Origin of the sequence: Sinorhizobium kostiense (assembly GCF_017874595.1) — a bacterium.
GTDB lineage: Bacteria > Pseudomonadota > Alphaproteobacteria > Rhizobiales > Rhizobiaceae > Sinorhizobium > Sinorhizobium kostiense.
The window spans coordinates 165,034-185,735 of the sequence record NZ_JAGILA010000006.1 but is presented as its reverse complement, the minus strand read 5'-3'; the positions used below and the strand labels follow the sequence as shown (position 1 = coordinate 185,735).

The following is a 20,702-nucleotide window of genomic DNA, read 5'->3' as shown; positions in this document are numbered from 1 at the left end:
GACTGCTCCCTCCGAGCGCGGCATCGCGCAAGGGTCACTGCAACTCTTTTGATTCTGCGCATCGAGCTTTCCAAAGATCGGATACGATTTCCGGGCCGATGCGCTAGCGAGACTTAGCCTCCCTCTTGCGTCCGACGAGACGCCTGACGATTCCGCCGAACCTCGAGGCAAATCTGGCCTGTGAAAAAAGCGCATGGTCGTCCAGAGTATTGGCCGACTGCAGCCGGGCGTCCTTCAGCATCTTCTCGGCCTGCTCGATTGTGAGGTCGGTGTTGCAAAAGGTCGCCTGAAACAAATTCATGACCGCAGGCACAACCATGTTCTGCAAGTGCCTGCCGTCCTCGACGAAACGGTTCGGAAAGGCCTCGTTCACGATCTCGTAGGCAGGGAAATAATAAAGGCGGCCCGCCCATTCATCGGCGCGCTCGCGGATCGTCTCGTCGACGGCGGCCCGAATAATCGCCTTGGATGCAGAGTTGGCCGTCAGGCAGGCGATCGGCCGGAATGTGGCAATGAGTGGAATTGGCGATACGGTGACGACGATCTTCGCCTGAGGCACGTGTTTGCCTACTAGGGTGACGATCTCCTGGATGCAGGCCTTCGTCTCGTCAAAAGTGCAAACGCGGAACTTGTGCCGGCTCGGATCGTAATGTTTCATCGGAACGGCCCGCCAGAAAACGCCGCCGGTCAACTCGTCGTACCAGATTTCCGACAGGCCGAACGTCAGAATGAAGACGTCCGTCTTCAGGAACACGTCGCGGGTGCGCGTCCGGATCTCTTCCGTCAGGTCGAATTCTTCGGCCTTATAGCCGTGCCAGAGGTTTGTCGGCGGCGCTATGCCTTCGAGCGCCCAGCGAAACTGTTGAGTGATCGAGTGGACATTGACCAGGCCCTCGCCCATCGACGAAATATAGATATCACGATCGCGGTTCTTGGATACGTCGAATCCCAGCTTCGCAAGGTGCTTGCTGATGTTCTCAGCAAAGCACGACCCGAAAGCGGTAACGTTCGTAGTGGGAGAGATGAATGCCCTGTCCGGCGTCCAGCCCTTCAACAGGAATCGGGACGCGAAGTCCCCCTTCACGTGATCGGAGCCGTACGGATTGAAGTTGCTGGCACTACCCCGGAAAAAGGATGACCCCATCTTTTTGGGAACCTCTCCCGCCGGGACAACGGAAATCGTCTCCTGGATACCGGAATGGTCTATCGCCTTGATTGACATGATTGCCCCTTTGCCTCGTGCCCGCGCGTGCAAGTTATTGGAGTGGACCTTGTGAGGCAACAGCCGTTGCGCAAGAGCGCCAGCGAGCCGAGTTGCATGCTGCCCGATCGCATGAAACGGAAAATTGGCTGGTCTCCGGGGCAGCGACTTTGCGGCGGAATTGTTCCGCGCGGGCCGGCAAACTCAGGGGCAATTCTGGAGCCTTCGCAGCAATCAAAGATTTAGCTGTCCGCGGCACCCACGACGCTTCGAAATATGCTATCGAGCCCTCAAACAAACCTGGCTCGAAACAGCGCCTCGCCGGGAGCGATGTCGTTGGTGATCGCCGAGCGCAGCGCCGTGTCGAGGCGCGGGTCGTCCGGCTCGTAGAGACCGCAGAGCGACAGCGCCTGACGCAGGTCGATAGCGGGGGCCAGATAGTCGTAGACCACCCGGGCGCAGCAGGGCATGCGTTCGCCGCTGCCGGAGACGCCGAGCTTGAGGCCCGTAAGGCGGGTGATGCGGTTCTTGAAGGAGGGGAAGAGGATCGTCTGGCTGATCTCCAGTCCCGTCAGCGTTTCGTAATCGACGAGGAAGATGCGGTCGGTCAGGAAATGCGCAACGCCGCGATAGACGGCGCGATAGGCCATTTCGCCCGCGCGTTCGACAAGCCGCTCGCTGCGCCGGTAACAGACGCCGTCGCCGCGCCGCTCGATGCGGACGAGGTTGCGCAGGATTTTTCCCGGGTAGGCCATGGAGCCGTAAGTCTCGAAATAGTAGCCGAGATATTTTTCCAGACCGGAACTGCCGATCGCCTTCAGGCGGGCGAGGTGGTCGGCCTCAGGGGTCGACGCCGGCGCTTCGATCCGCGGTGCACGCGGGCGCAGCCGCACGAGCTCCGCGAAGCGGGCGGCAGGAAGCAAGATCTCGTGCTCGTCTACACCGAAAAAATCGCAGAGCCGGCGCAGGATATGAGCGGAAGGAAGATGGCGCCCGCCGAGATAGCGGTTGAATTGCGGCCGATTGATCTTCAACTGCCGGCAGACTTCGGCGATCGAACCTCGATAGCTGCATAGAAGCCGTAGATTGGCGGCGAAGTCCGCGTGCATCCGTTTCGATCCAATATTTCAAGCCGCGGTGGAAACCACAGGCAGCAGCGCCTCCGTCCATTGCATGCTTTTCGCTCTAGCGCCAAAAAGCGAAAGCGCTTTTTGGCGCTGAGACTGCACCAATCTGCGCCAATTGGCAACAACCCGGCAAATTGCCTCGCGCGGTGGTAGCAGGCATAGGCCGTTACGGGAGATTTTTAACGCTCCGACGACCGGTCGGGAGCTTTCGCCTGGGCCGTACCGGGCGCCAACGGAGGAGACTTATGCTCGATTTTCTCAACGATCTTTTGTGGAGCAAGGTGCTGATCGTCGTCTTGATCGGCCTTGGCCTGTGGTTCACCCTTGCCTCGCGTTTCGTGCAGTTTCGCTATTTCGGGCGCATGTTCCGCATCCTTGGGTCCGGGCAGGTCTTCGCCGGCGGAAGCGATGGCCATCTTTCGTCCTTTCAGGCGCTGATGCTTTCGGTAGCCGGCCGCGTCGGCGGCGGCAACATCGCCGGCGTTGCCGTGGCCATCACGCTGGGCGGGCCGGGCGCGGTCTTCTGGATGTGGCTCGTCGGCCTCATCGGCATGGCGACGAGCTTCTTCGAATGCACCCTGGCGCAGGCCTACAAGCGGGCCGAGCCGGACGGCACCTACCGCGGCGGCCCGGCCTATTACATTGCTCATGGCCTCGGCGATCGCTGGAAGTGGTTGGCCGGCCTCTATTCGGTACTGCTGCTCGTGACTTTCGGCTTCGGCTTCAATGGCGTGCAGTCCTATTCGGTGGCCACCTCGCTCAATGATGCCTTCGGCGTGCCGGTCGTGGCGATTGCCGCAGGCATTGCCGTCCTGGTCGGCGTCATCATCGCCGGCGGCGTCCGGCGTATCGCCCGCATCGCTGACGTGCTGGTGCCGGTCATGGCGCTCGGTTACATCGCGATGGCGCTTGTCGTGCTCGCGCTCAACCTCGACGCGCTCCCCGCCGCGCTCATGCTGATCGTCAAGAGCGCCTTCGGCCTCGAGCCGGCGATCGGCGGCGGCATCGGCGCGGCAATTGTCATGGGTGTCCGGCGTGGGCTCTTCTCCAACGAAGCCGGCCTCGGCAGCGCGCCGAACGTCGCAGCCGTGGCTGAAGTGCCGCATCCGGCATCGCAAGGCGTCGTGCAGGCCTTCTCCGTCTTCATCGATACGCTGATCGTGTGCTCCTGCACCGCCTTCATCATCCTGCTCGGCGACGTCTATCGCCCGGGCGCGGAGGAAATCGGCGGCGTCGCCCTCGCCCAGGCATCGCTCGCAAGCCACATCGGCGAGGGGGGCCGGATTTTCGTCAGCATCGCGATGATGCTCTTCGGCTTCACCACGATGATCTACAACTACTATCTCGGCGAAAACAGCCTCGTCTGGATCGGCGGGAACAACAAGCCGCTCATCTTCCTCTATCGTGTGGCAGTGATCGCCCTTTGCGGCTGGGGCGCGACCTCCGACCTCGGCACCATCTTCGCCTTTGCCGACGTGACCATGGGCCTGCTTGCGCTCGTCAACCTGTTCGCCCTCGTCATGCTCTTCAAACCCGCCTTGAGGCTGATGCGGGATTACGACAGCCAGATAGAGGCGGGCGCGTCGGAACCGGTCTTCAATCCGGAAAAGTTCGGCTATCATGGCATCGACAGCAAAGCCTGGAAGGGTGACGCCTGGGACTATCGGCCCGATGAAGCTGTCGCATCCAACGCGCGGATCTGAATGTGTCGAACGGCGGCGGAAAACAGCATAGTCTTCCGCCTACCGCTCTACAGCGCCGCGCGCCAGAAGCGCGGCGCTGTAGTAACATCCTCGAGCCGGGCGGACCCGGCGCGCCCCTATTTGCGAGCAAGACATGGACACACGTATCGAACACGACCTGCTCGGCGACCGCGAAGTGCCGGCGGACGCCTGGTTCGGCATCCAGACGCTTAGAGCAGTCGAGAACTTCCCGATTACCGGAGTGCCGATAAGTCACTTCCCGCCCTTCGTCGCAGCGCTCGCCATGGTGAAGGCGGCGGCCGCCCGCGCCAATCGCGATCTCGGCCTCATCGCGCCGCACAAGGCCGAGGCGATTATCGCCGCCTGCGAGGAGATCGCCGCCGGGCGGCTCCACGACCAGTTCGTCGTCGATCTCATCCAGGGCGGCGCCGGCACCTCGACCAACATGAACGCCAACGAGGTGATCGCGAACCTCGCGCTCGAGAAGCTCGGCCATCCGAAGGGGGCCTACGCGCATCTACATCCGAACGACGACGTGAACAGGTCGCAATCGACCAACGATGCCTATCCGACAGCCGTTTGCCTCGGGCTGCAATTTGCCGCCGAGCCGCTTGTCGCCGCGGTCGCCTTGCTTAAGGATACGCTGGCGGAGAAGGGGCGGGAATTCGCCGACGTTCTGAAGATGGGCCGCACCCAGCTGCAGGATGCTGTGCCGATGACGCTCGGTCAGGAATTCGATGCCTTCGCCGTCAATCTCGGCGAGGACATCGATCGTATTGGCGAGATCCTGCGTCTCCTCTGCGAGGTCAATCTTGGCGGAACTGCGATCGGCACCGGCCTCAACACGCATCCGGACTATGCGGCGCTCGCCGTCCGCTACCTTGCCGAGATATCCGGCAAACCGGTGGTGCCGGCCGCCAACCTGATCGAGGCGACTTCCGACATGGGCGCCTTCGTGCTCTTCTCCGGCCTCCTCAAGCGGCTGGCGATCAAGCTGTCGAAGCTCGCCAATGATCTGCGGCTGCTTTCGAGCGGACCGCGCGCGGGTCTAGGCGAGATCGTTCTACCGGCGATGCAGCCCGGCTCCTCGATCATGCCGGGCAAGGTCAATCCGGTCATCCCGGAGGCGGTCAACCAGGTGGCCTACCAGGTCATCGGCAATGACCTTGCCGTGACGCTGGCCGCCGAAGCCGGCCAGCTGCAGCTGAACGCAATGGAGCCGCTGATCGTCTACAATCTCTTCTCGTCCATCAAAATGCTTACGACCGCCTGCAGCATCTTCGAGGAACGGTGCATCCGCGGCATCCGCGCCAATCGTGAGCAGTGCCGGCGCCATGTCGAACAGAGCATCGGCATTGTTACCGCCCTGGTGCCATATATCGGCTACGCCAATGCGACGCGCATCGCTGCCGAGGCGCTCGCAAGCGGGGCGACCGTGCGCGAACTGGTGGCCGCCGAAGGGCTGCTGACGCCGTCGGAACTTGAGCGGCTGCTGAGCCCGCAGGCGATGCTCAAGCCCGGAGCGGGTCTCGCATGAGCCGCCGCGTCCTGATCCTGCATACCGGCGGCACCATAGGCATGGAGTCGAGCCCAAGCGGGCTGAGGCCGATGGCGGGATTCGGCGCGCTGCTCAAGCGCCGGCTTGGCGAAACGGCCTCCGCCACACCGCTCCCCGATTGCGACATCGTCGAACTCGAGAGGCTGATCGACAGCGCCAATCTCCAGCCGGCGCAATGGCCCATCATTGCCGGCGAGCTCGTCCGCCGCTGGGACGCCTATGACGGTTTCGTCGTGCTGCACGGAACCGACACCATGGCGTGGACGGCCTCGGCGCTCTCCTTCATGCTCACCGGCCTCGACAAGCCGGTGATCCTGACCGGGGCGCAGATTCCGCTGACCGCCCCGCGCAGCGATGCGCTGGAAAATCTCGAAATGGCGCTCATCCTCGCCGCGCAGGACGCGATCCGCGAGGTGGGCCTCTGCTTCGGCCGAAAGCTCTTCCGCGGCAACCGCAGCCGCAAGATTGCAACCGACCGCTTCGATGCCTTCGATTCGCCCAACTATCCGCCGATCGCCGAAGCCGGCATCAAGATCGTGCTGCATCGCGAGTTGCTGCTCGCTGCAAGTCCCCGGGCATTCTATCTGCCGGAGCATTTCGATCCGGAAGCGGTCGCGGTGCTTACCATACATCCCGGTCTATCGTCACGAGTCGTCGAAGCGGTGCTCGCCGAGCCGAAACTCCGCGGAGTGGTGCTGCGCAGCTATGGCGTCGGCAATGTGCCGGAGGCGGACGCACGGCTGCTTACCGCCCTTGGCGACGCCGTGGCGCGCGGCGTGACCGTGGTCAATACGACGCAATGCGTGATCGGCGCGGTCGCGCAGGACACCTATGCCACCGGCGCGGCGCTCGCCCGTATAGGCGTCGTCTCAGGCGGCGACACGACCCTGGAAGCCGCCTTCGCCAAACTGCATGTGCTGATCGCCGAGGGGCTGCCCGTTCAGGAGATCCGCAGCCGCATGGCCGAACCGGTCGCAGGTGAAATGGCGGCGTCCAGTTGAGCGGCAAGCCGCTGGAGACCTCGTTGCTCAGCTCCTGCTGAAGACATAATCGGTTTCCTGGCGGAGCGTTTCGCCCGGCCGGAGCACCGCCTTCGGGGAGCCCTGGTGATTGATCGCGTCGGGCCAGATCTGGGTTTCCAGGCAGAAGCCGGCGAAGGGGCCGTAGCGGCGGCCCTCGAGACCGGGAACCGGCACGTCGAGCTTGGAACCGGTATAGAGTTGAACACCCGGCTCGGTGGTCAGCACTTCCAAGGAAAGCCCGGAATTGATGCTGCGCGCGAGCGCCACCGAGCGCTTCCGCGTGCGCTCCGGCGAGAGGCAGAAATTGTGGTCGTAGGCAATTCCATTGCCGTCCATCTGGCGCCGCATCGACGTCATTTCCCTGAGATCGAAGACGGTGCCCGTGACGGGGCGGATTTCGCCGGTCGGGATCAGCCGCTCGTCCACCGGCAGATAGTGGTCGGCGGCAATCATGATGTCATGGCCGAGCGCATCGATGCCGCCGTCGAGATTGAAATAGCTGTGCTGGCAGACATTGGCGAGCGTCGGCGCGTCGGTCACCGTGGTGTAGACGACGTTCAGGACGCCACCCGGCTCGAGCCGGTAGGTGCAGGTGATCGTGCAATTGCCGGGATAACCGGCGCGGCCGTCCGGATCGGTGATCTCAAGCGTCAGGCTGTCCTCCGTTCTTTCGAGGATCGACCAGTTGCGCTTGCCGATATTGTCGCTGCCGCCATGCAGATGGGTGACGCCCTTCTCGTTGAGCTCGAGCTGGTAGGCCACGCCGTCAAGCGTGAAGCGTCCGCTGCCGATGCGGTTGGCGTTGCGGCCGGGCGTGGCGCCGAAATAGGAGGAATGGGCGGGATAGCTGTCGAAGTCTTCAAAGCCGAGCACGAGCGGCGGCGCATGGCCTTCGAGTCTGAGGTCCTGTATGACCGATCCCCAGGTGAGGACCTTCGCGGTCAAGCCACCGCCCTTGAGCGTCACGCGAAGGACCGGTTCGCCCGACGCCGTGTGGCCGAAGATTTCCGTATCGGTGCTCATCTTGTCTCCCCCTCCGGAAGGCGGCAATGCGCACCCCGGCTCAGAACGTCGCGGAACCGGCGACAAACTGCTTCATTTCAATCGGCACGGCAACCGGATTTCCGCGGCGATTTCCCGGTTTAGAACGAAAGCCTAGTGCTCGCCGTGCCGATCTTTTCAAGTTCGTAGGGCGTCGTCTGATAGATCTCGTTGATCCAGTTGCCGAAGAAAAGATGTGCGTGGCTGCGCCAGCGATTCTGCGGCGGCAGCGTCGCGTCGTTGTGCGGGAAATAATCGTGCGGCAGCTTGATCGGCGCGCCGGCATCCACATCGCGGAAATATTCCTCGGACAGCGACGTCGAATCATATTCCACATGGTTGAACATATAGAGCCGGTTGCAACTTTGTTCATGCACCAGGCAGACACCCATCTCCTTCGATTCCATCAATATCTCGAGTTCGGGCACACGCTCGATATCGGTGCGGCGCACCTCGGTCCACCGCGAAACGGGAACGGCGAAATCGTCTGAAAAGCCGTTCAGATAGACCGAGGATGGCTTCAGATTCTGGTGCCGGTAGACACCGAAGGCCTTCTCCTTCAGCGGATATTTCGGAACCCCATGGAAATGGTAGATCGCCGCCATTGCACCCCAGCAGACGTTCAACGTCGAATGCACGTTGGTCGCCGTCCAGTCGAAGATGCGCTTCAGTTCCTGCCAGTAGGTGACTTCTTCATATTCGAGCGTCTCGACCGGCGCGCCGGTGATGATGAAGCCATCGAACTTGCGGCCCTTCACCTCCTCCCAGGTTTCATAGAAGGCGAGCAGGTGGTCCTCGGGCGTGTTCTTCGGCCGATGGCCATTCACCCGGACCAAAGACAGCTCGACCTGCAGCGGCGTGGCACCGATCAGCCGCGCCATCTGGACCTCGGTCTTGATCTTGTTCGGCATGAGATTGAGAAGCCCGATCTGGAGCGGCCGGATATCCTGACGGATCGCCACGGTCTCGGTCATCACCCGCACGCCTTCGTCGACGAGCGTTTCGAAGGCGGGCAGCGTATCGGGAATCTTGATGGGCATGGGTCCACTCGATCAATACAAAAAAACCGGCGGCGAGATCATCGCGACCGGTCCTCGGAAAATCCGTTCTCCTCGGCCCTTTAGCGACTTCTTTAACGTGGCTGCAAGCCGGCCGGCCAAATCACCACGAGTTGACTGATAGCGCGAGGGACGCCGCGCGGTCAATGAAAAAGGAGTCTTCGGCGTGCGGGGGCCTCATCCGCCTGCCGACAGCTCTTCCCCGCAAGCGGGGCGAAGGGCAAGCGCACCAGCCTGTCGTCGTGCAAGGCGACGAGCAGGGGGCGAGCCATTTCCGTCCCGCTCAACCCCGAAACGCCGTGACCTCGATCTCGATCAGCATTTCCGGCCGGATCAGATCGCAAACAACCATTGTCGCGGCCGGACGGATGTCCCCGAAGACTTCGCCGAAGATCGGAAAGACCCGATCGGAGAAGCTCGCGTCGGTGACGTAATAATGATTGCGCACGACGTCCGAAAGCGAGAAGCCTGCTTCCTCGAGCGCGCCCCCGATCGTCTTCAGGCAGTTGCGCGCCTGCTCCTCGACCGTCTCCGGCATAATCATGGTGGCATAGTCGTAGCCGGTCGTGCCGGAGACGAAGCACCAGTCGCCCTTGACGACGGCCCGCGAATAGCCTGCCGCCTTCTCAAAGGGGGAACCCGAGGAAATGCGCCTGGTCGCCATTTTCAGCGCTTATGCCCAGGGTCGGGACGCGGCCGTTGCCTTTTCGAAATTGTCGATGGCGCCCGCCTTTTCCAGCGTCAGGCCGATGTCGTCGAGGCCGTTCAGGAGGCAGTGGCGCTTGAAGGCGTCGATCTCAAACTTGATCGTGCCGCCATCGGGGCCGGTAATCTCCTGCGCCTCGAGATCGACCGTCAGCACGGCGTTAGAGCCGCGGCTGGCGTCGTCCATCAGCTTGTCGAGGTCGGATTGGCTGACGACAATCGGCAGAATGCCGTTCTTGAAACAGTTGTTGTAGAAGATGTCGGCGAACGACGTCGAGATGACGCAGCGGATACCGAAATCAAGAAGTGCCCAGGGCGCATGCTCGCGCGACGAGCCGCAGCCGAAATTGTCGCCGGCAACAAGAATATTGGCGTTCTGGTAGGCTGGCTTGTTGAGTACGAAATCCGGATTCGGCGTGCCGTCCTCGTTGTAGCGAGATTCGGCGAAAAGCCCCTTGCCGAGACCGGTGCGCTTGATCGTCTTCAGGTAATCCTTCGGGATGATCATGTCCGTGTCAATGTTGACGACGGGCAGGGGCGCAGCGACGCCGGTGAGCTTGACGAACTTTTCCATGTCCAGGCCTTCGATTTCAGCGGGAATATTGGCAGAAGCGTTTAGCCCAGTCTTGCGCCGAAATGAAGGGGAATCTGCGCTCGCCGGGGAATCACAGATCGATGATCGTGCCGCGGCCGTCGTTCCAGATCCGCATTTCCCGCGCCTGACGGGACGAAGCCGCTCGGGCTCGCGCCTGCGCCGGCCGGCCGTTGAGCCTTGCGGCAATCGCGCTGCCGATCGCTACCACGGCGGCGATGCCGGCGAGCGCCAGGGCCAGCGAGGCGGTGAAAACGAGAGCCGCCAGCAAGAGGGTGATGGCTGCGGCTGTAAAAAGAACAGAGCGGATGCTTTGCATGTTCGTCACCTTTCTATCGGCCATGTGGGTGCTTGGCAGGCCGCTTGCAAGAGCTTTCGACCACTCCGTCTTGCGCGAAGACGCAGAGGCGGGTTCTTGCGCGAAGGCGCAAAGGCGGGCACAACGAACGCATGATACGACCGGCCGATCATCACCCCGTGCGGCTGCGCCGATCCGTGCTCTCGGTTCCGGCGGACAATCGTCGTGCGCTCGCCAAGATCAAGGACCTGGCGATGGATGCCGTCATCTTCGATCTCGAGGACGCGGTGGCCCCGGAGCGCAAGGCCGAGGCGCGCGATGCCCTTGTCCGCCATCTTTCCGCATGTCGGCCGGATGGCGAAGCGATCATCCGCATCAATGTGGCGGAAAGGGGTTTCGACGAACGGGATCTCGCGGCCGCTCTCGCCGCCAAGCCGGACGCAATTCTCTTGCCCAAGGTGGAGGAGCCCGCCGCCATTCGATCGGCGCTCGATTGGCTGTCCAAGAACGACGCGCCGGAATCATTGCGGCTCTGGGCCATGATCGAGACGCCGCGCGGCGTCATCAATGCGCCGGCCATCGCGGAAATCGGCCGCAGCTCGGCTGCGCGGCTCGATTGCCTGGTTGTGGGTCTCAATGACCTGAGGAAAGAGACGGGCGTTGCCGACCTCCCCGGCCGTCCCTACCTCTCGCACTGGCTGATGCAGGTCCTCCTCGCTGCGCGCGCCAGCGGTCTCGACGCGATCGATGCGGTCTTCAACGATTTCCGCAACGTAGAAGCCCTCGAGGCGGAATGCCGGCAGGGCCGCGACATGGGCTTTGACGGCAAGATGCTGATCCACCCCGCCCAGATCGAGGCGGCCAATCACTCATTCGGCATCGACGAGAGTGCGCTCGAGGAAGCTCGCGCGATCATTCAAGCCTTCGGCCTCCCGGAGAATGCCGACAAGGGCGTGATCAATCTCGGCGGCCGCATGGTCGAGCGGCTCCATCTCCATGAGGCGCAAAGGCTCGCCGCCAAGGCGGACACCATCGAAAAGCGAAAGGCAAAATCTTGAGACTCTATCGATTCCTCACCGGTCCCGACGATGCGTCCTTCTGCCACAAGGTGACGGCCGCCCTGAACCAGGGATGGGAACTTTATGGCGCGCCCACTTATGCGTTCAACGCCGATACCCAGCACATGCAATGCGGGCAGGCGGTCGTCAAAGTCGTGGAAGGTAAGGACTATCATCCGGATATGAAGCTGTCCGAGCAGTAGCGCCGGATCGAAAGTTCACCTCTAGAGCCTTTCCGGGTTAAATGGAAACAATTCTGTTGGCTCAAGCGGAGCGGAATGTTTGCCCGGCTGGCGCGCGGCGTAGCCAAAGCATACGGTCAAGCCAGCCGGGCCAACAGGCCGCCCGCTTCAGCCAACCTCTACAGCGCCGCGCGTCTTATCAGACGCGCAAAGGTCGCTGTAGCACTTTGAATTGCTGCATGTCTTTGTCCTTGAAGCGAGATCGCTTCAAGGAGACGTGCAGTGGCCGGGCATCTTTCCGCCAGGATCAGAGGCGATCGCCTCGGCCGTACCTCCGGGTACGACCTGCGGCGATCGCCTCTGCCCTGACGAAAACCTGCTCCGGCAGAATGTTTTCATTTAACCCGGAAAGGCTCTAGCCCTCGAGTTCCTCGCGCAGCACCTCGAGCTCCAGCCATTCCTCTTCCATGCGTGTGAGGCTCTCCCTCAGCCCCTCGAGCTCGGCAGCGAGCCTGGCGAAGCCGTCGGGATTGCGCGAGAAGAGATCGGGGTCGTGCATCTTCGCCTCGCGCTTGGCGATCTCGGCTTCGGTTTTGGCGATCTCCTTGGGCAGGTTCTCAAGCGCGAATTTCTGCTTGTAGGAAAGCTTGCCCCTGGTCTTCTGCGGTTCCGCGGCTTCGGCGGGCGCATCGCTCTTCTTGGCCTTCTCGGTTTTTTCCGCCTTGCGCTTTTCCTCAATCGCGCCCCGGCGCTGCGCCAGCATGTCGGAATAGCCGCCGGCAAATTCGATCCAGCGGCCGTCCGGCGCTTCCGGATTGGCCGGTGCTATGGTCGAGGTGACGGTGCGGTCGAGAAAGTCGCGGTCGTGGCTGACGAGGATCACCGTGCCGGCGAAACCGGCGACGATCTCCTGCAGGAGGTCAAGCGTCTCGATGTCGAGATCATTGGTCGGCTCGTCGAGGATCAGGAGATTGGTGGCGCGCGCCAGGATGCGGGCGAGCATCAGCCGCGCCCGTTCGCCGCCGGAAAGCTCTCGGATCGGCGTGCGCGCCTGCTCCGGCTGGAACAGGAACTCCTTCATGTAGCCGGTGACGTGCCGCTGTTCGCCATTGACGAGAAGCGTCTCGCCGCGGCCGTCGGTGAGATAATGTGCAAGCGTCTCGTCGAGATCGAGCTCCTCTCGCTTCTGGTCGAGCGTGGCAATCTCGAGATTGGTGCCCAGCCTGACGCTGCCGGAATCCGGCTCCAGCTGACCGGTCAGAAGCTTCAGCAGCGTCGTCTTGCCGGCGCCGTTCGGCCCGACGAGGCCGATCCGGTCGCCGCGGTGGACGCGGATCGAGAAGGGCGTGACGATCGTGCGGTCGCCATAGGACTTGGTGATCTTCTCCGCTTCGATCACCAGCTTTCCTGATTCCTTTGCATCGGCTGCGGTCGCCTGGACGGTGCCCTGCGGCCCCTTGTGGCCGCGATAGCGGGCGCGCATGTCCTGGAGTTCGCCGAGGCGACGCATGTTGCGCTTGCGCCTGGCGGTTACGCCGTAGCGCAGCCAGTGCTCCTCGCGCTCGATCGCCTTGCCGAGCTTGTGCTGCTCCAATTCCTCCGCCTCCAGCACCTCGTCGCGCCAGGATTCGAAGTGGGCAAAGCCGCGGTCGAGCCGGCGCGACCGGCCGCGGTCGAGCCAGACGGTGGCGGTCGAGACCTTTTCGAGAAACCGCCGGTCGTGAGAGATCAGCACCAAAGCCGAACGGCTGCGCGCGAGTTCGTCTTCCAGCCATTCGATCGTCGGCAGGTCGAGATGGTTGGTCGGTTCGTCGAGAAGCAGGATGTCGGGCTCCGGCGCCATGACGCGTGCAAGCGCCGCGCGCCGCGCCTCGCCACCGGAAAGCCGCTTCGGATCCTCTTCTCCGGTCAGCCCCAGATGCTGCAGGATATAGGTGATGCGATAGGGATCATCGCCGGGACCGAGCCCCGCTTCGGCATAGGCCTGGACCGTATCATAGCCGTCGAAATCCGGCGCCTGGTGCAGATAGCGGATGGTTGCCGTGGGATGCCGAAAGACCTCGCCCGATTGGGGTTCTGCGAGCCCGGCCGCGATCTTCATCAGCGTCGACTTGCCGGAGCCGTTGCGGCCGACGAGGCAGATGCGATCTCCGGGCTCGACCTGCAGGCCGGCGCCGGCAAGGAGCGGCGCGCCGCCGAAGGTGAGAAAGATGTCGTCAAGCTTCAGGATAGGGGGCGCCAAGGCGTCAGGCTCCGGAATTATCGTAGGGGCGGGCGAGCACGACGGCCCGGCCGGTTTCGAGCGAAATCCGCACCGGACCTTCCGCGACGTTGGAAATCGTCCGGGAGGACCCGAACGGCAGAGCGAAACCATCGAGCGGATAGCGTGCGTTTTCGATGGTGAGGCCGGAAAGCTCGGTGAAACCGAGGATCGAGAACAGGCTGTCCTTCGGCAGGTCGATTTGCCACGATCCCGGTAGGAGGGGATAAGCTTCCTCCTCGCCGGAGGTCATGAACACCGCATAGCCCTCGTCCGCGAGTGCCGCGAGCCGCAGGAGATGCAGGAAGGCGTGATCGCTGCGGGTGCCGCCGAGGGCGCCCGCGAAGGTAAGCGAAGTCGCACCGCGCGAAAGCGCCGCCTCGAAAGCGATTTCGCCGTCGGTCGCAGCCTTGGCGGCCGGATAGCGCTCCCGCGGCACGCCGGCGAATTTCGCCTCCAGCACTGCGTCGGTCGAATCGAAGTCGCCGACCCATAGTTCGGGCACGACGTCGAGCGTAACCGCATGCCGCATGCCGCCGTCGGCCGCGATGAACCGGCTTCCGGCGAGCTGCGCTGACAACCGTTCCGTAAGCGAGAGCGTGCCACCGAGAAGGATGGTGAAGGGAATCTGCTTCATGGAGAAGCCCATAGCGCAAACCGGCGCCGGAGGAAAAGGGTGGAGGGGGTGCCGCGCCGCATTTCGCAAACGGGTTGCGCCGCTCAGGTTGCTTCCGTTCGGGTGCCGGGCGACAGCATGCCTGCATAGATGCCGGGTGCCGAATCCGGGATTTCCACGGCGCCGACGGTGCGGGCGTAGAATTCGGTCGGGCCAGCACCGCCGATGATCGCATAGGCATAGCCGATCGCGCGCATCGTCAGTAGGGTTTCGACGAGCAATGCCTCTCCGATACCGCGGCCGCGCATGATGCCCTCCACCCCTGTCGGGCCGAAGAAGCCCAGTGCCGTCACGTCATGGCAGGCAAAGCCGACGAGCCGATCCTCATCGAGCGCGATGTGGATCCGCGTCGGCGTCGAGGAAAAGGCGGCTTCCGCCTCACCCGCCCATCCGGCACCGAAGTGCTCCTCCACCCAGGAGAGGACGGGGCGGCGCTCAGGCGCCATGGCGCGGCGGATACTGATGCCGGCAGCGAGCCGGGGGCTGCGCTTCTCGGGCAAGGCATAGAGTCGAACGAGCATGTCCGGCATGAAAATGGCTCCCGCAGGGCGAACAAGATGCCGCCGACGATTGTCTGACGATAGGCGCAGACCGCATGCAGAGCAAATGCTTCCGCCCCGCTTGCCTTGACTGCCCTCGGGCGCTAAATCTCGGGTGCTCTAACGGGGTGCCTGCGATCCACTTTCCGGAACAACGGCTGAGAGGCGACGAGCCAACCCGCGGAACCTGATCCGGCTCGTACCGGCGGAGGGATTAGAAGCGATCGGACCGATACGCGCTTTTCCCCGACAGCATCAACAACAAGGGAGAGGTGCCCGAACATGTCCAATCCACTCCACACGACACCCAAGCGGCTCGCTATCGCCGCCATTGCACTTTTACCCTTTGCCACCAGTGGTTTGGCGGCAGAGAAGACGCTCACTGTCTACACCTATGAGAGCTTTATCAGCGAGTGGGGCCCGGGGGCGAAGGTCGCCGAAGCCTTTGAGCGGACCTGCGAATGCAAGGTTGCCTATGTCGGGGTCGCTGATGGCGTCGAGCTGCTGACGCGGCTGAAGCTCGAAGGCGAGAACGCGAAGGCCGACATCGTCCTCGGCCTCGATACCAACCTCGTCGAGGAAGCCAAGGCCACCGGCTACTTCGCGCCGCATCGGCTAGACACTGCGAACCTCAAGGTTCCCGGCGGTTTTTCCGACGATAGCTTTGTTCCCTATGACTACGGCCACTTCGCCGTGGTCTACGACACCGAAACGCTGAAGGACCCGCCCAAGAGCCTGAAGGAGCTGGTCGAGGGCGATGCCGCCCAGAAGATCGTCGTCCAGGATCCGCGTACCTCGACACCGGGTCTCGGCCTGCTTCTCTGGGTGAAGTCCGTCTATGGCGACAGGGCTGGTGAGGCCTGGGCGAAACTCAAGGATCGCGTGTTGACGGTCACCCCCGGCTGGTCGGAGGCTTACGGCCTTTTTACCAAAGGCGAAGCGCCGATGGTGCTCTCTTACACCACCTCTCCCGCCTATCACATGGTCGCCGAAAACACCGATCGCTACCAGGCTGCCGCCTTCGCCGAGGGCCATTATATCCAGATCGAAGTGGCCGGCATGACGAAGAACGCCAAGGAGCCAGAACTGGCCCGGCAGTTTCTCGCCTTCATGACCGGTCCCGAATTCCAGTCGATCATCCCGACGACCAACTGGATGATGCCTGTCGGCGAAACCAAAGAGCCCTTGCCGGAGGCCTTCGACAAGCTCGTGAAACCGGAAAAGACCTTCCTGATTTCGCCGCAAGATGTCGCCGCCCACCGCAAGGCCTGGATCGATGAGTGGCTGGCGGCCATGAGCACGAACTGAGGCGGGGCAGGAGCTGGATTGGCTGCTCGTGAAAACAGACTGACGATTGCCGCCGGTGGCTTCAGCCTCTGCGGCATTCTGCTTTTTGTCGGTCTTGCCGCCGCGGCACTGCTCGTCCAAGGCGGTGGCGACGGCAATGGCCTGTTCGACGCCTATGTCTGGCGCGTCAGCCGCTTCACGCTGCTGCAGGCAAGCCTGTCGACGGGGCTGTCGATCCTTTTTGCGATTCCCGTCGCCCGTGCGCTTGCCCGTCAGCCAACTTTTCCCGGCCGGGTATGGATGCTGCGCCTGATGGCGTTGCCGCTCGGCCTTCCCGCACTCGTTGCCGCGCTCGGTCTGATCGAGATCTGGGGCAAGCAGGGCGCCCTCAACCGGCTGCTTGCCGCGACCGGACTGGTGGAGGCGATCAGTATCTATGGCCTTTTCGGCATCTTGCTTGCCCACGTCTTCTTCAACATGCCGCTGGCAGCGCGGCTGATGCTTGCCGGGCTGGAGCGCATTCCGGCCGAATATTGGCGTACATCCGCCAATCTCGGCATGGGCTCGCTCGCGGTCTTCCGCTTCATCGAATGGCCGGTACTCCGGGGGCTGTTGCCGGGTGTTGCCGGCCTCGTCTTCATGCTCTGCGCCACCAGCTTCACGCTGGTCCTGACGCTTGGCGGCGGACCCGCCGCAAGCACGATCGAAGTGGCGATCTACCAGGCGCTGCGCTTCGATTTCGACCCGCCGCGGGCGATCGCCCTTGCCGGCCTTCAGATCATGCTCACGGGCACGCTGCTTTTCATCCTTAAATTCGTGGCACCGCCGCCCGAAGAGGCCGAGACGAGCGGCAAGGCGGTGCGACGTTTCGATGGGCGGAGCCGGCTGTCACGCATGTCGGATCGCGCCTGGCTGATCATCGCGCTGTTCTTTGTCGGAACGCCCTTCGTCGCCATCGTCGGGTCCGGCATGCAGGCAGACCTCAGCCGCCTCGTCCGCGAAAGCGCTTTCCATCATGCCCTTGCGACGAGCGTGCTGATCGCGCTGCCCTCCGCAATGATCGCGGTGACGATCGCCGCCCTGATGATCCGCACGCAACGTTTGCTGCTCGCACCAACGACCCCTGCAAGGAGGCGCTCCATGTCGGCGCGGCTCTTCGCCGGCACGATCGGTGCGAGCACATCGTTGGTCCTCCTGGCTCCGCCCATAGTACTTGGCGCCGGATGGTTCCTGCTCTTGCGCCCTCTCGGCGACGTTTCCCTTTTCGCTCCTTTCGTCGTCATCGCCATCAACGCGCTGATGGCGCTGCCCTTTGTCCATCGGGTCCTCGCCCCGGCCATGGCGAGCCATGCGGCGCGCACGGAGCGGCTCGCCGCGAGCCTCGGCATCGGCGGTTTCCATCGCCTGCGATGGATCGACTGGCCGCCGCTGCAAAAGCCGATTTTCATGGCCCTTTCCTTCGCGCTCGCGCTGTCGCTCGGCGATTTGGGCGCGATCGCGCTCTTCGGCTCGCAGGAACTCGCGACCCTGCCCTGGCTGCTCTACAGCCGCATGGGTAGCTATCGAACCGCCGATGCGGCAGGCCTGGCGCTGATGCTCGGGATCATATGTCTTATCCTCACCATAGTCGGCACGGCGGGCGAGCGGAGATCGCCGGAAGGAGCGCGGCCATGAGCTCCGTCGCCGTCAGGCTCGAAGGCGTGAAAGTGCGGTTCGAAACCGTGGTGCTTGCCTTCGACTGCACCGTCCGGGCCGGCGAGATCGTCGGCGTGGCCGGCGCCTCCGGCTCGGGAAAATCGACGCTCTTCAACGTCATCGCCGGCTTTGAAGCGCCGGACCGGGGCGCCGTCCGCATCTTCGGCGAGGAGATGGCTGGGCGCCCGCCGTCCGAACGGCCGGTCTCCGTCGTCTTTCAGGAAAACAACCTTTTCGCCCATCTCGACGTCGCCACCAATGTCGGCCTGGGCATCAGCCCGTCGCTCCGCTTGCGCAGTGCCGATCTGAAGAGAGTCGACGAGGCGCTCGAACGAGTCGGCCTCGTCGGCTTCGGCAGGAGATTGCCGCCGACGCTTTCCGGAGGCGAACGGCAGAGGGTGGCGCTAGCCCGCGCCGTGGTGCGGCACCGGCCGCTGCTCCTGCTTGACGAGCCCTTCGCCGCCCTCGATCCCGGTATGCGAGCGGAAATGCGTGAACTGCTTGCCGACCTCCACCGCGAAGAAGGCAACACCATCCTGATGATCACGCATCATCCGGAAGACTTGAGGCAGCTCTCCGACAGCGTGCTCTTTCTCGACCAGGGGCATATTCTCGTCCATGATCCCCTCGACCGCTTCCTGGAGCGCCGCGATACTGCGGCAATCAACCGCTTTCTCGGCAATGCATAGCGCGATCTTCGCGCTTCGCCACAATTTGACCGTCCCGCTGTGCGACCCGCGGAACATCGGGCGGATGCGCGCGTTACTCGCGCGTCCGTTGCTACGATATCACGGGGCAACTATTTCTATTGGGATCGGCTAGGCAGACGATGCTGAAATCGGTACAGCAGGAATCGTAGCTGAAGGACCTACGCCGGCCACCCTATCCGGCTGAAAAAGTAGGATTTTTCAACGTTGATGATCACCGGCGGGCGAGGCTGGCCGGCATCGGCGGGTGAGAGTGGGCTGAGGTATGACGAGGCGTGCAGTCACAAACGACTGGTTTCCGGCGTGGCGCGGGGGCAGGGCATCACGATCTGTGGTTGTATTGGCCGCCGGAGCGCTTCTCTCTGCCTGCCAGTCACTGATCGAACAAACCTACGAACCGACCGTCTCGCCTTCCTCCAATCCGCAGATCGTCGCGGAGGTGCAGAAGAACGATCCGCGCGCCCAGCTCGGCGCGCGCGAACATCCCCGCATCGTCGCGAGCTATGGCGGCGAATATCGCGATGCAAAAACAGAACGGCTGGTCGCCCGCATCACCGGCGCGTTGACGGCAGTCTCCGAAAATCCGCAGCAGTCCTATCGCATCACCATACTCAATTCCCCGGCAATCAACGCTTTTGCGCTTCCGGGCGGATATCTCTACGTCACGCGTGGCTTGCTTGCGCTGGCCAATGACGCCTCGGAAGTGGCAGCCGTGCTTTCGCACGAGATGGCACATGTCACGGCCAATCACGGCATCCAGCGCCAGCAGCGCGAAGAAGCCGAGGTCATTGCCAGCCGAGTCGTCGCCGAAGTGCTCTCTTCCGATCTCGCCGGCAAGCAGGCGCTCGCCCGGGGCAAGCTTCGGCTCGCCGCCTTCTCGCGCAACCAGGAACTGCAGGCCGACGTCATCGGCGTGCGCATGCTGGGTGAGGCCGGTTACGATCCCTACTCGGCGGCACGCTTCCTCGATTCCATGGCAGCCTACAGCCGGTTTACCTCGGTCGACCCGGAAGCGGACCAGAGCCTCGACTTCCTCTCAAGCCACCCGAATGCGCCGCAGCGCGTCGAACTCGCGCGCCGGCATGCGCGCGCCTTCGGGCCCGAAGGCACGAGCGGTGACCGCGGACGCGACTATTATCTCGCCGGTATCGACGGGCTGCTTTATGGAGACAGCCCGCAGGAGGGCTATGTCCGCGGCCAGACCTTCCTGCACGGGCAGCTCGGCATTCGCTTCGACGTGCCCATGGGCTTTCAGATCGACAACAAGGCCGAGGCGGTGCTCGCCACCGGCCCAGGCGAGATCGCCATCCGCTTCGACGGCATAGGCGACGCCAACCGGCGCAGTCTGACGGATTACATCGCCAGCGGCTGGGTGACCGGTCTGCAGCCGGATACGATAAAGCCGATCACCCTCAACGGCCTCGAAGCGGCGACCGCGCGCGCTTCTGCCGACCGCTGGGACTTCGATGTCACGGTGATCCGGATCGACGACCGCATCTACCGCTTCCTGACGGCCGTGCCGAAAGGATCGACGGCGCTCGAGACGACGGCCAGCCACTTGCGCAACTCGTTCCGCCGGATGACGACGAGCGAGATCCAGGCCTTGAGGCCGCTGCGCATCCGCGTAGTTACCGTGAGACCCGGCGAAACGATCGCCACCCTGGCATCGCGAATGATGGGGACGGACCGGAAGCTCGATCTTTTCCGGCTGATCAATGCGATGCAGGTAAGCTCCACCGTCAGGCCGGGCGACAAGGTGAAGATCATCTCCGAGTGAACTCGGCTGCCCCGCGCCCGCGCCAAGCGATAACGAGAATATGTGTTGGTGGGTCCGCCAAATCAGATTAGGCTCAGGACCTACTGAATTCATCCATTCTGTGCGGCGGATTTCGTGTCTGACAGGAGGAAAGACGCGGGAAATTTTCAGATCTATTCCGACGTCTGAAGAAGCGCGTGGCGCTTTAGGGTCTTTTACCGATTTTCGCGGATGCAG

19 protein-coding genes and 2 riboswitches are annotated in these 20,702 nt (G+C 63.0%); of the genes, 9 read left to right on the top strand and 10 right to left on the bottom strand.

Going from position 1 to position 20,702, the window contains the following annotated elements; all coding sequences use genetic code 11:
• Window positions 1-103 precede the first annotated feature (103 nt).
• Together J2Z31_RS20645 and J2Z31_RS20640 are read right to left on the bottom strand one after the other, a co-directional pair.
• Entirely contained in the window at window positions 104-1,222 is a 1,119-nt protein-coding gene (locus J2Z31_RS20645; protein ID WP_209604100.1) for a GSCFA domain-containing protein, read from the bottom strand.
• Window positions 1,223-1,491: 269 nt separating this feature from the next.
• Window positions 1,492-2,310 carry a helix-turn-helix domain-containing protein gene (locus tag J2Z31_RS20640; RefSeq protein WP_209604098.1) on the bottom strand — a complete coding sequence of 273 codons (819 nt, stop codon included), beginning with the start codon at window positions 2,308-2,310 and terminating at the stop codon, window positions 1,492-1,494.
• Window positions 2,311-2,573: 263 nt separating this feature from the next.
• Between J2Z31_RS20640 and J2Z31_RS20635 the strand changes: the two genes are divergently transcribed.
• From J2Z31_RS20635 to J2Z31_RS20625, 3 genes are all read left to right on the top strand, one after another.
• Window positions 2,574-4,031, top strand: coding sequence for an alanine/glycine:cation symporter family protein (locus J2Z31_RS20635; protein ID WP_209604096.1), 1,458 nt, complete (start codon window positions 2,574-2,576; stop codon window positions 4,029-4,031).
• A gap of 133 nt (window positions 4,032-4,164) precedes the next feature.
• On the top strand, window positions 4,165-5,568 hold the full coding sequence (locus J2Z31_RS20630; protein ID WP_209604094.1) for an aspartate ammonia-lyase: 1,404 nt from the start codon (window positions 4,165-4,167) through the stop codon (window positions 5,566-5,568).
• Window positions 5,565-6,590, top strand: coding sequence for a type I asparaginase (locus tag J2Z31_RS20625; protein ID WP_209604092.1), 1,026 nt, complete (start codon window positions 5,565-5,567; stop codon window positions 6,588-6,590). The genes J2Z31_RS20630 and J2Z31_RS20625 overlap by 4 nt, the downstream gene beginning before the upstream one ends.
• Before the next feature lie 27 nt (window positions 6,591-6,617).
• On the opposite strand, the gene J2Z31_RS20620 is transcribed toward J2Z31_RS20625, so the two are convergent.
• The 5 genes from J2Z31_RS20620 to J2Z31_RS20600 form a co-directional block, all read right to left on the bottom strand.
• Entirely contained in the window at window positions 6,618-7,634 is a 1,017-nt protein-coding gene (locus J2Z31_RS20620) for an aldose epimerase family protein (RefSeq protein ID WP_209604090.1), read from the bottom strand.
• 119 nt (window positions 7,635-7,753) lie between these two features.
• A complete protein-coding gene (gene metA, locus J2Z31_RS20615; RefSeq protein ID WP_209604088.1) occupies window positions 7,754-8,692 on the bottom strand; it encodes a homoserine O-acetyltransferase MetA in 939 nt (312 codons plus the stop codon).
• 60 nt (window positions 8,693-8,752) lie between these two features.
• Window positions 8,753-8,830: riboswitch (SAM riboswitch) on the bottom strand.
• A gap of 163 nt (window positions 8,831-8,993) precedes the next feature.
• Window positions 8,994-9,374 carry a RidA family protein gene (locus J2Z31_RS20610; protein WP_209604086.1) on the bottom strand — a complete coding sequence of 127 codons (381 nt, stop codon included), beginning with the start codon at window positions 9,372-9,374 and terminating at the stop codon, window positions 8,994-8,996.
• 9 nt (window positions 9,375-9,383) lie between these two features.
• Window positions 9,384-9,989: a 3-isopropylmalate dehydratase small subunit gene (gene leuD / locus J2Z31_RS20605; RefSeq protein WP_209604084.1), complete on the bottom strand. Its 606-nt coding sequence runs from the start codon at window positions 9,987-9,989 to the stop codon at window positions 9,384-9,386.
• A gap of 91 nt (window positions 9,990-10,080) precedes the next feature.
• Complete coding sequence (locus J2Z31_RS20600) at window positions 10,081-10,326, bottom strand: hypothetical protein (protein WP_209604082.1); 246 nt, start codon at window positions 10,324-10,326, stop codon at window positions 10,081-10,083.
• Between the two features lie 134 nt (window positions 10,327-10,460).
• On the opposite strand from J2Z31_RS20600, the gene J2Z31_RS20595 reads away from it, so the two are divergent.
• Both J2Z31_RS20595 and J2Z31_RS20590 read left to right on the top strand, forming a co-directional pair.
• Window positions 10,461-11,363: an HpcH/HpaI aldolase/citrate lyase family protein gene (locus tag J2Z31_RS20595; RefSeq protein WP_209604476.1), complete on the top strand. Its 903-nt coding sequence runs from the start codon at window positions 10,461-10,463 to the stop codon at window positions 11,361-11,363.
• Window positions 11,360-11,566: a DUF1737 domain-containing protein gene (locus tag J2Z31_RS20590; protein ID WP_209604080.1), complete on the top strand. Its 207-nt coding sequence runs from the start codon at window positions 11,360-11,362 to the stop codon at window positions 11,564-11,566. Before J2Z31_RS20595 ends, J2Z31_RS20590 begins: the two co-directional genes overlap by 4 nt.
• 394 nt (window positions 11,567-11,960) lie before the next feature.
• Here the strand turns inward: J2Z31_RS20590 and J2Z31_RS20585 are convergent, their stop codons facing one another.
• The 3 genes from J2Z31_RS20585 to J2Z31_RS20575 form a co-directional block, all read right to left on the bottom strand.
• Complete coding sequence (locus tag J2Z31_RS20585; protein WP_209604078.1) at window positions 11,961-13,787, bottom strand: ABC-F family ATP-binding cassette domain-containing protein; 1,827 nt, start codon at window positions 13,785-13,787, stop codon at window positions 11,961-11,963.
• 4 nt (window positions 13,788-13,791) lie between these two features.
• Window positions 13,792-14,442: a thiamine diphosphokinase gene (locus tag J2Z31_RS20580; protein ID WP_209604076.1), complete on the bottom strand. Its 651-nt coding sequence runs from the start codon at window positions 14,440-14,442 to the stop codon at window positions 13,792-13,794.
• An 83-nt stretch (window positions 14,443-14,525) separates the two neighbouring features.
• Window positions 14,526-15,011, bottom strand: coding sequence for a GNAT family N-acetyltransferase (locus J2Z31_RS20575; protein ID WP_209604074.1), 486 nt, complete (start codon window positions 15,009-15,011; stop codon window positions 14,526-14,528).
• A gap of 123 nt (window positions 15,012-15,134) precedes the next feature.
• Window positions 15,135-15,251, top strand: a riboswitch (TPP riboswitch).
• Window positions 15,252-15,302: 51 nt separating this feature from the next.
• Here J2Z31_RS20575 and thiB point away from each other — a divergent pair.
• From thiB to J2Z31_RS20555, 4 genes are all read left to right on the top strand, one after another.
• A complete protein-coding gene (thiB, locus tag J2Z31_RS20570; RefSeq protein WP_209604072.1) occupies window positions 15,303-16,328 on the top strand; it encodes a thiamine ABC transporter substrate binding subunit in 1,026 nt (341 codons plus the stop codon).
• An 18-nt stretch (window positions 16,329-16,346) separates the two neighbouring features.
• Window positions 16,347-17,981 (top strand): thiamine/thiamine pyrophosphate ABC transporter permease ThiP, encoded by a 1,635-nt coding sequence (gene thiP, locus J2Z31_RS20565; RefSeq protein ID WP_209604071.1) that lies wholly within the window; start codon window positions 16,347-16,349, stop codon window positions 17,979-17,981.
• The gene (locus tag J2Z31_RS20560; protein ID WP_209604069.1) at window positions 17,978-18,691 is read left to right on the top strand and encodes a thiamine ABC transporter ATP-binding protein; all 714 of its coding nucleotides are present in this window, start codon (window positions 17,978-17,980) and stop codon (window positions 18,689-18,691) included. Before thiP ends, J2Z31_RS20560 begins: the two co-directional genes overlap by 4 nt.
• A gap of 283 nt (window positions 18,692-18,974) precedes the next feature.
• Entirely contained in the window at window positions 18,975-20,486 is a 1,512-nt protein-coding gene (locus tag J2Z31_RS20555) for a M48 family metalloprotease (RefSeq protein WP_209604067.1), read from the top strand.
• Window positions 20,487-20,702 lie beyond the last annotated feature (216 nt).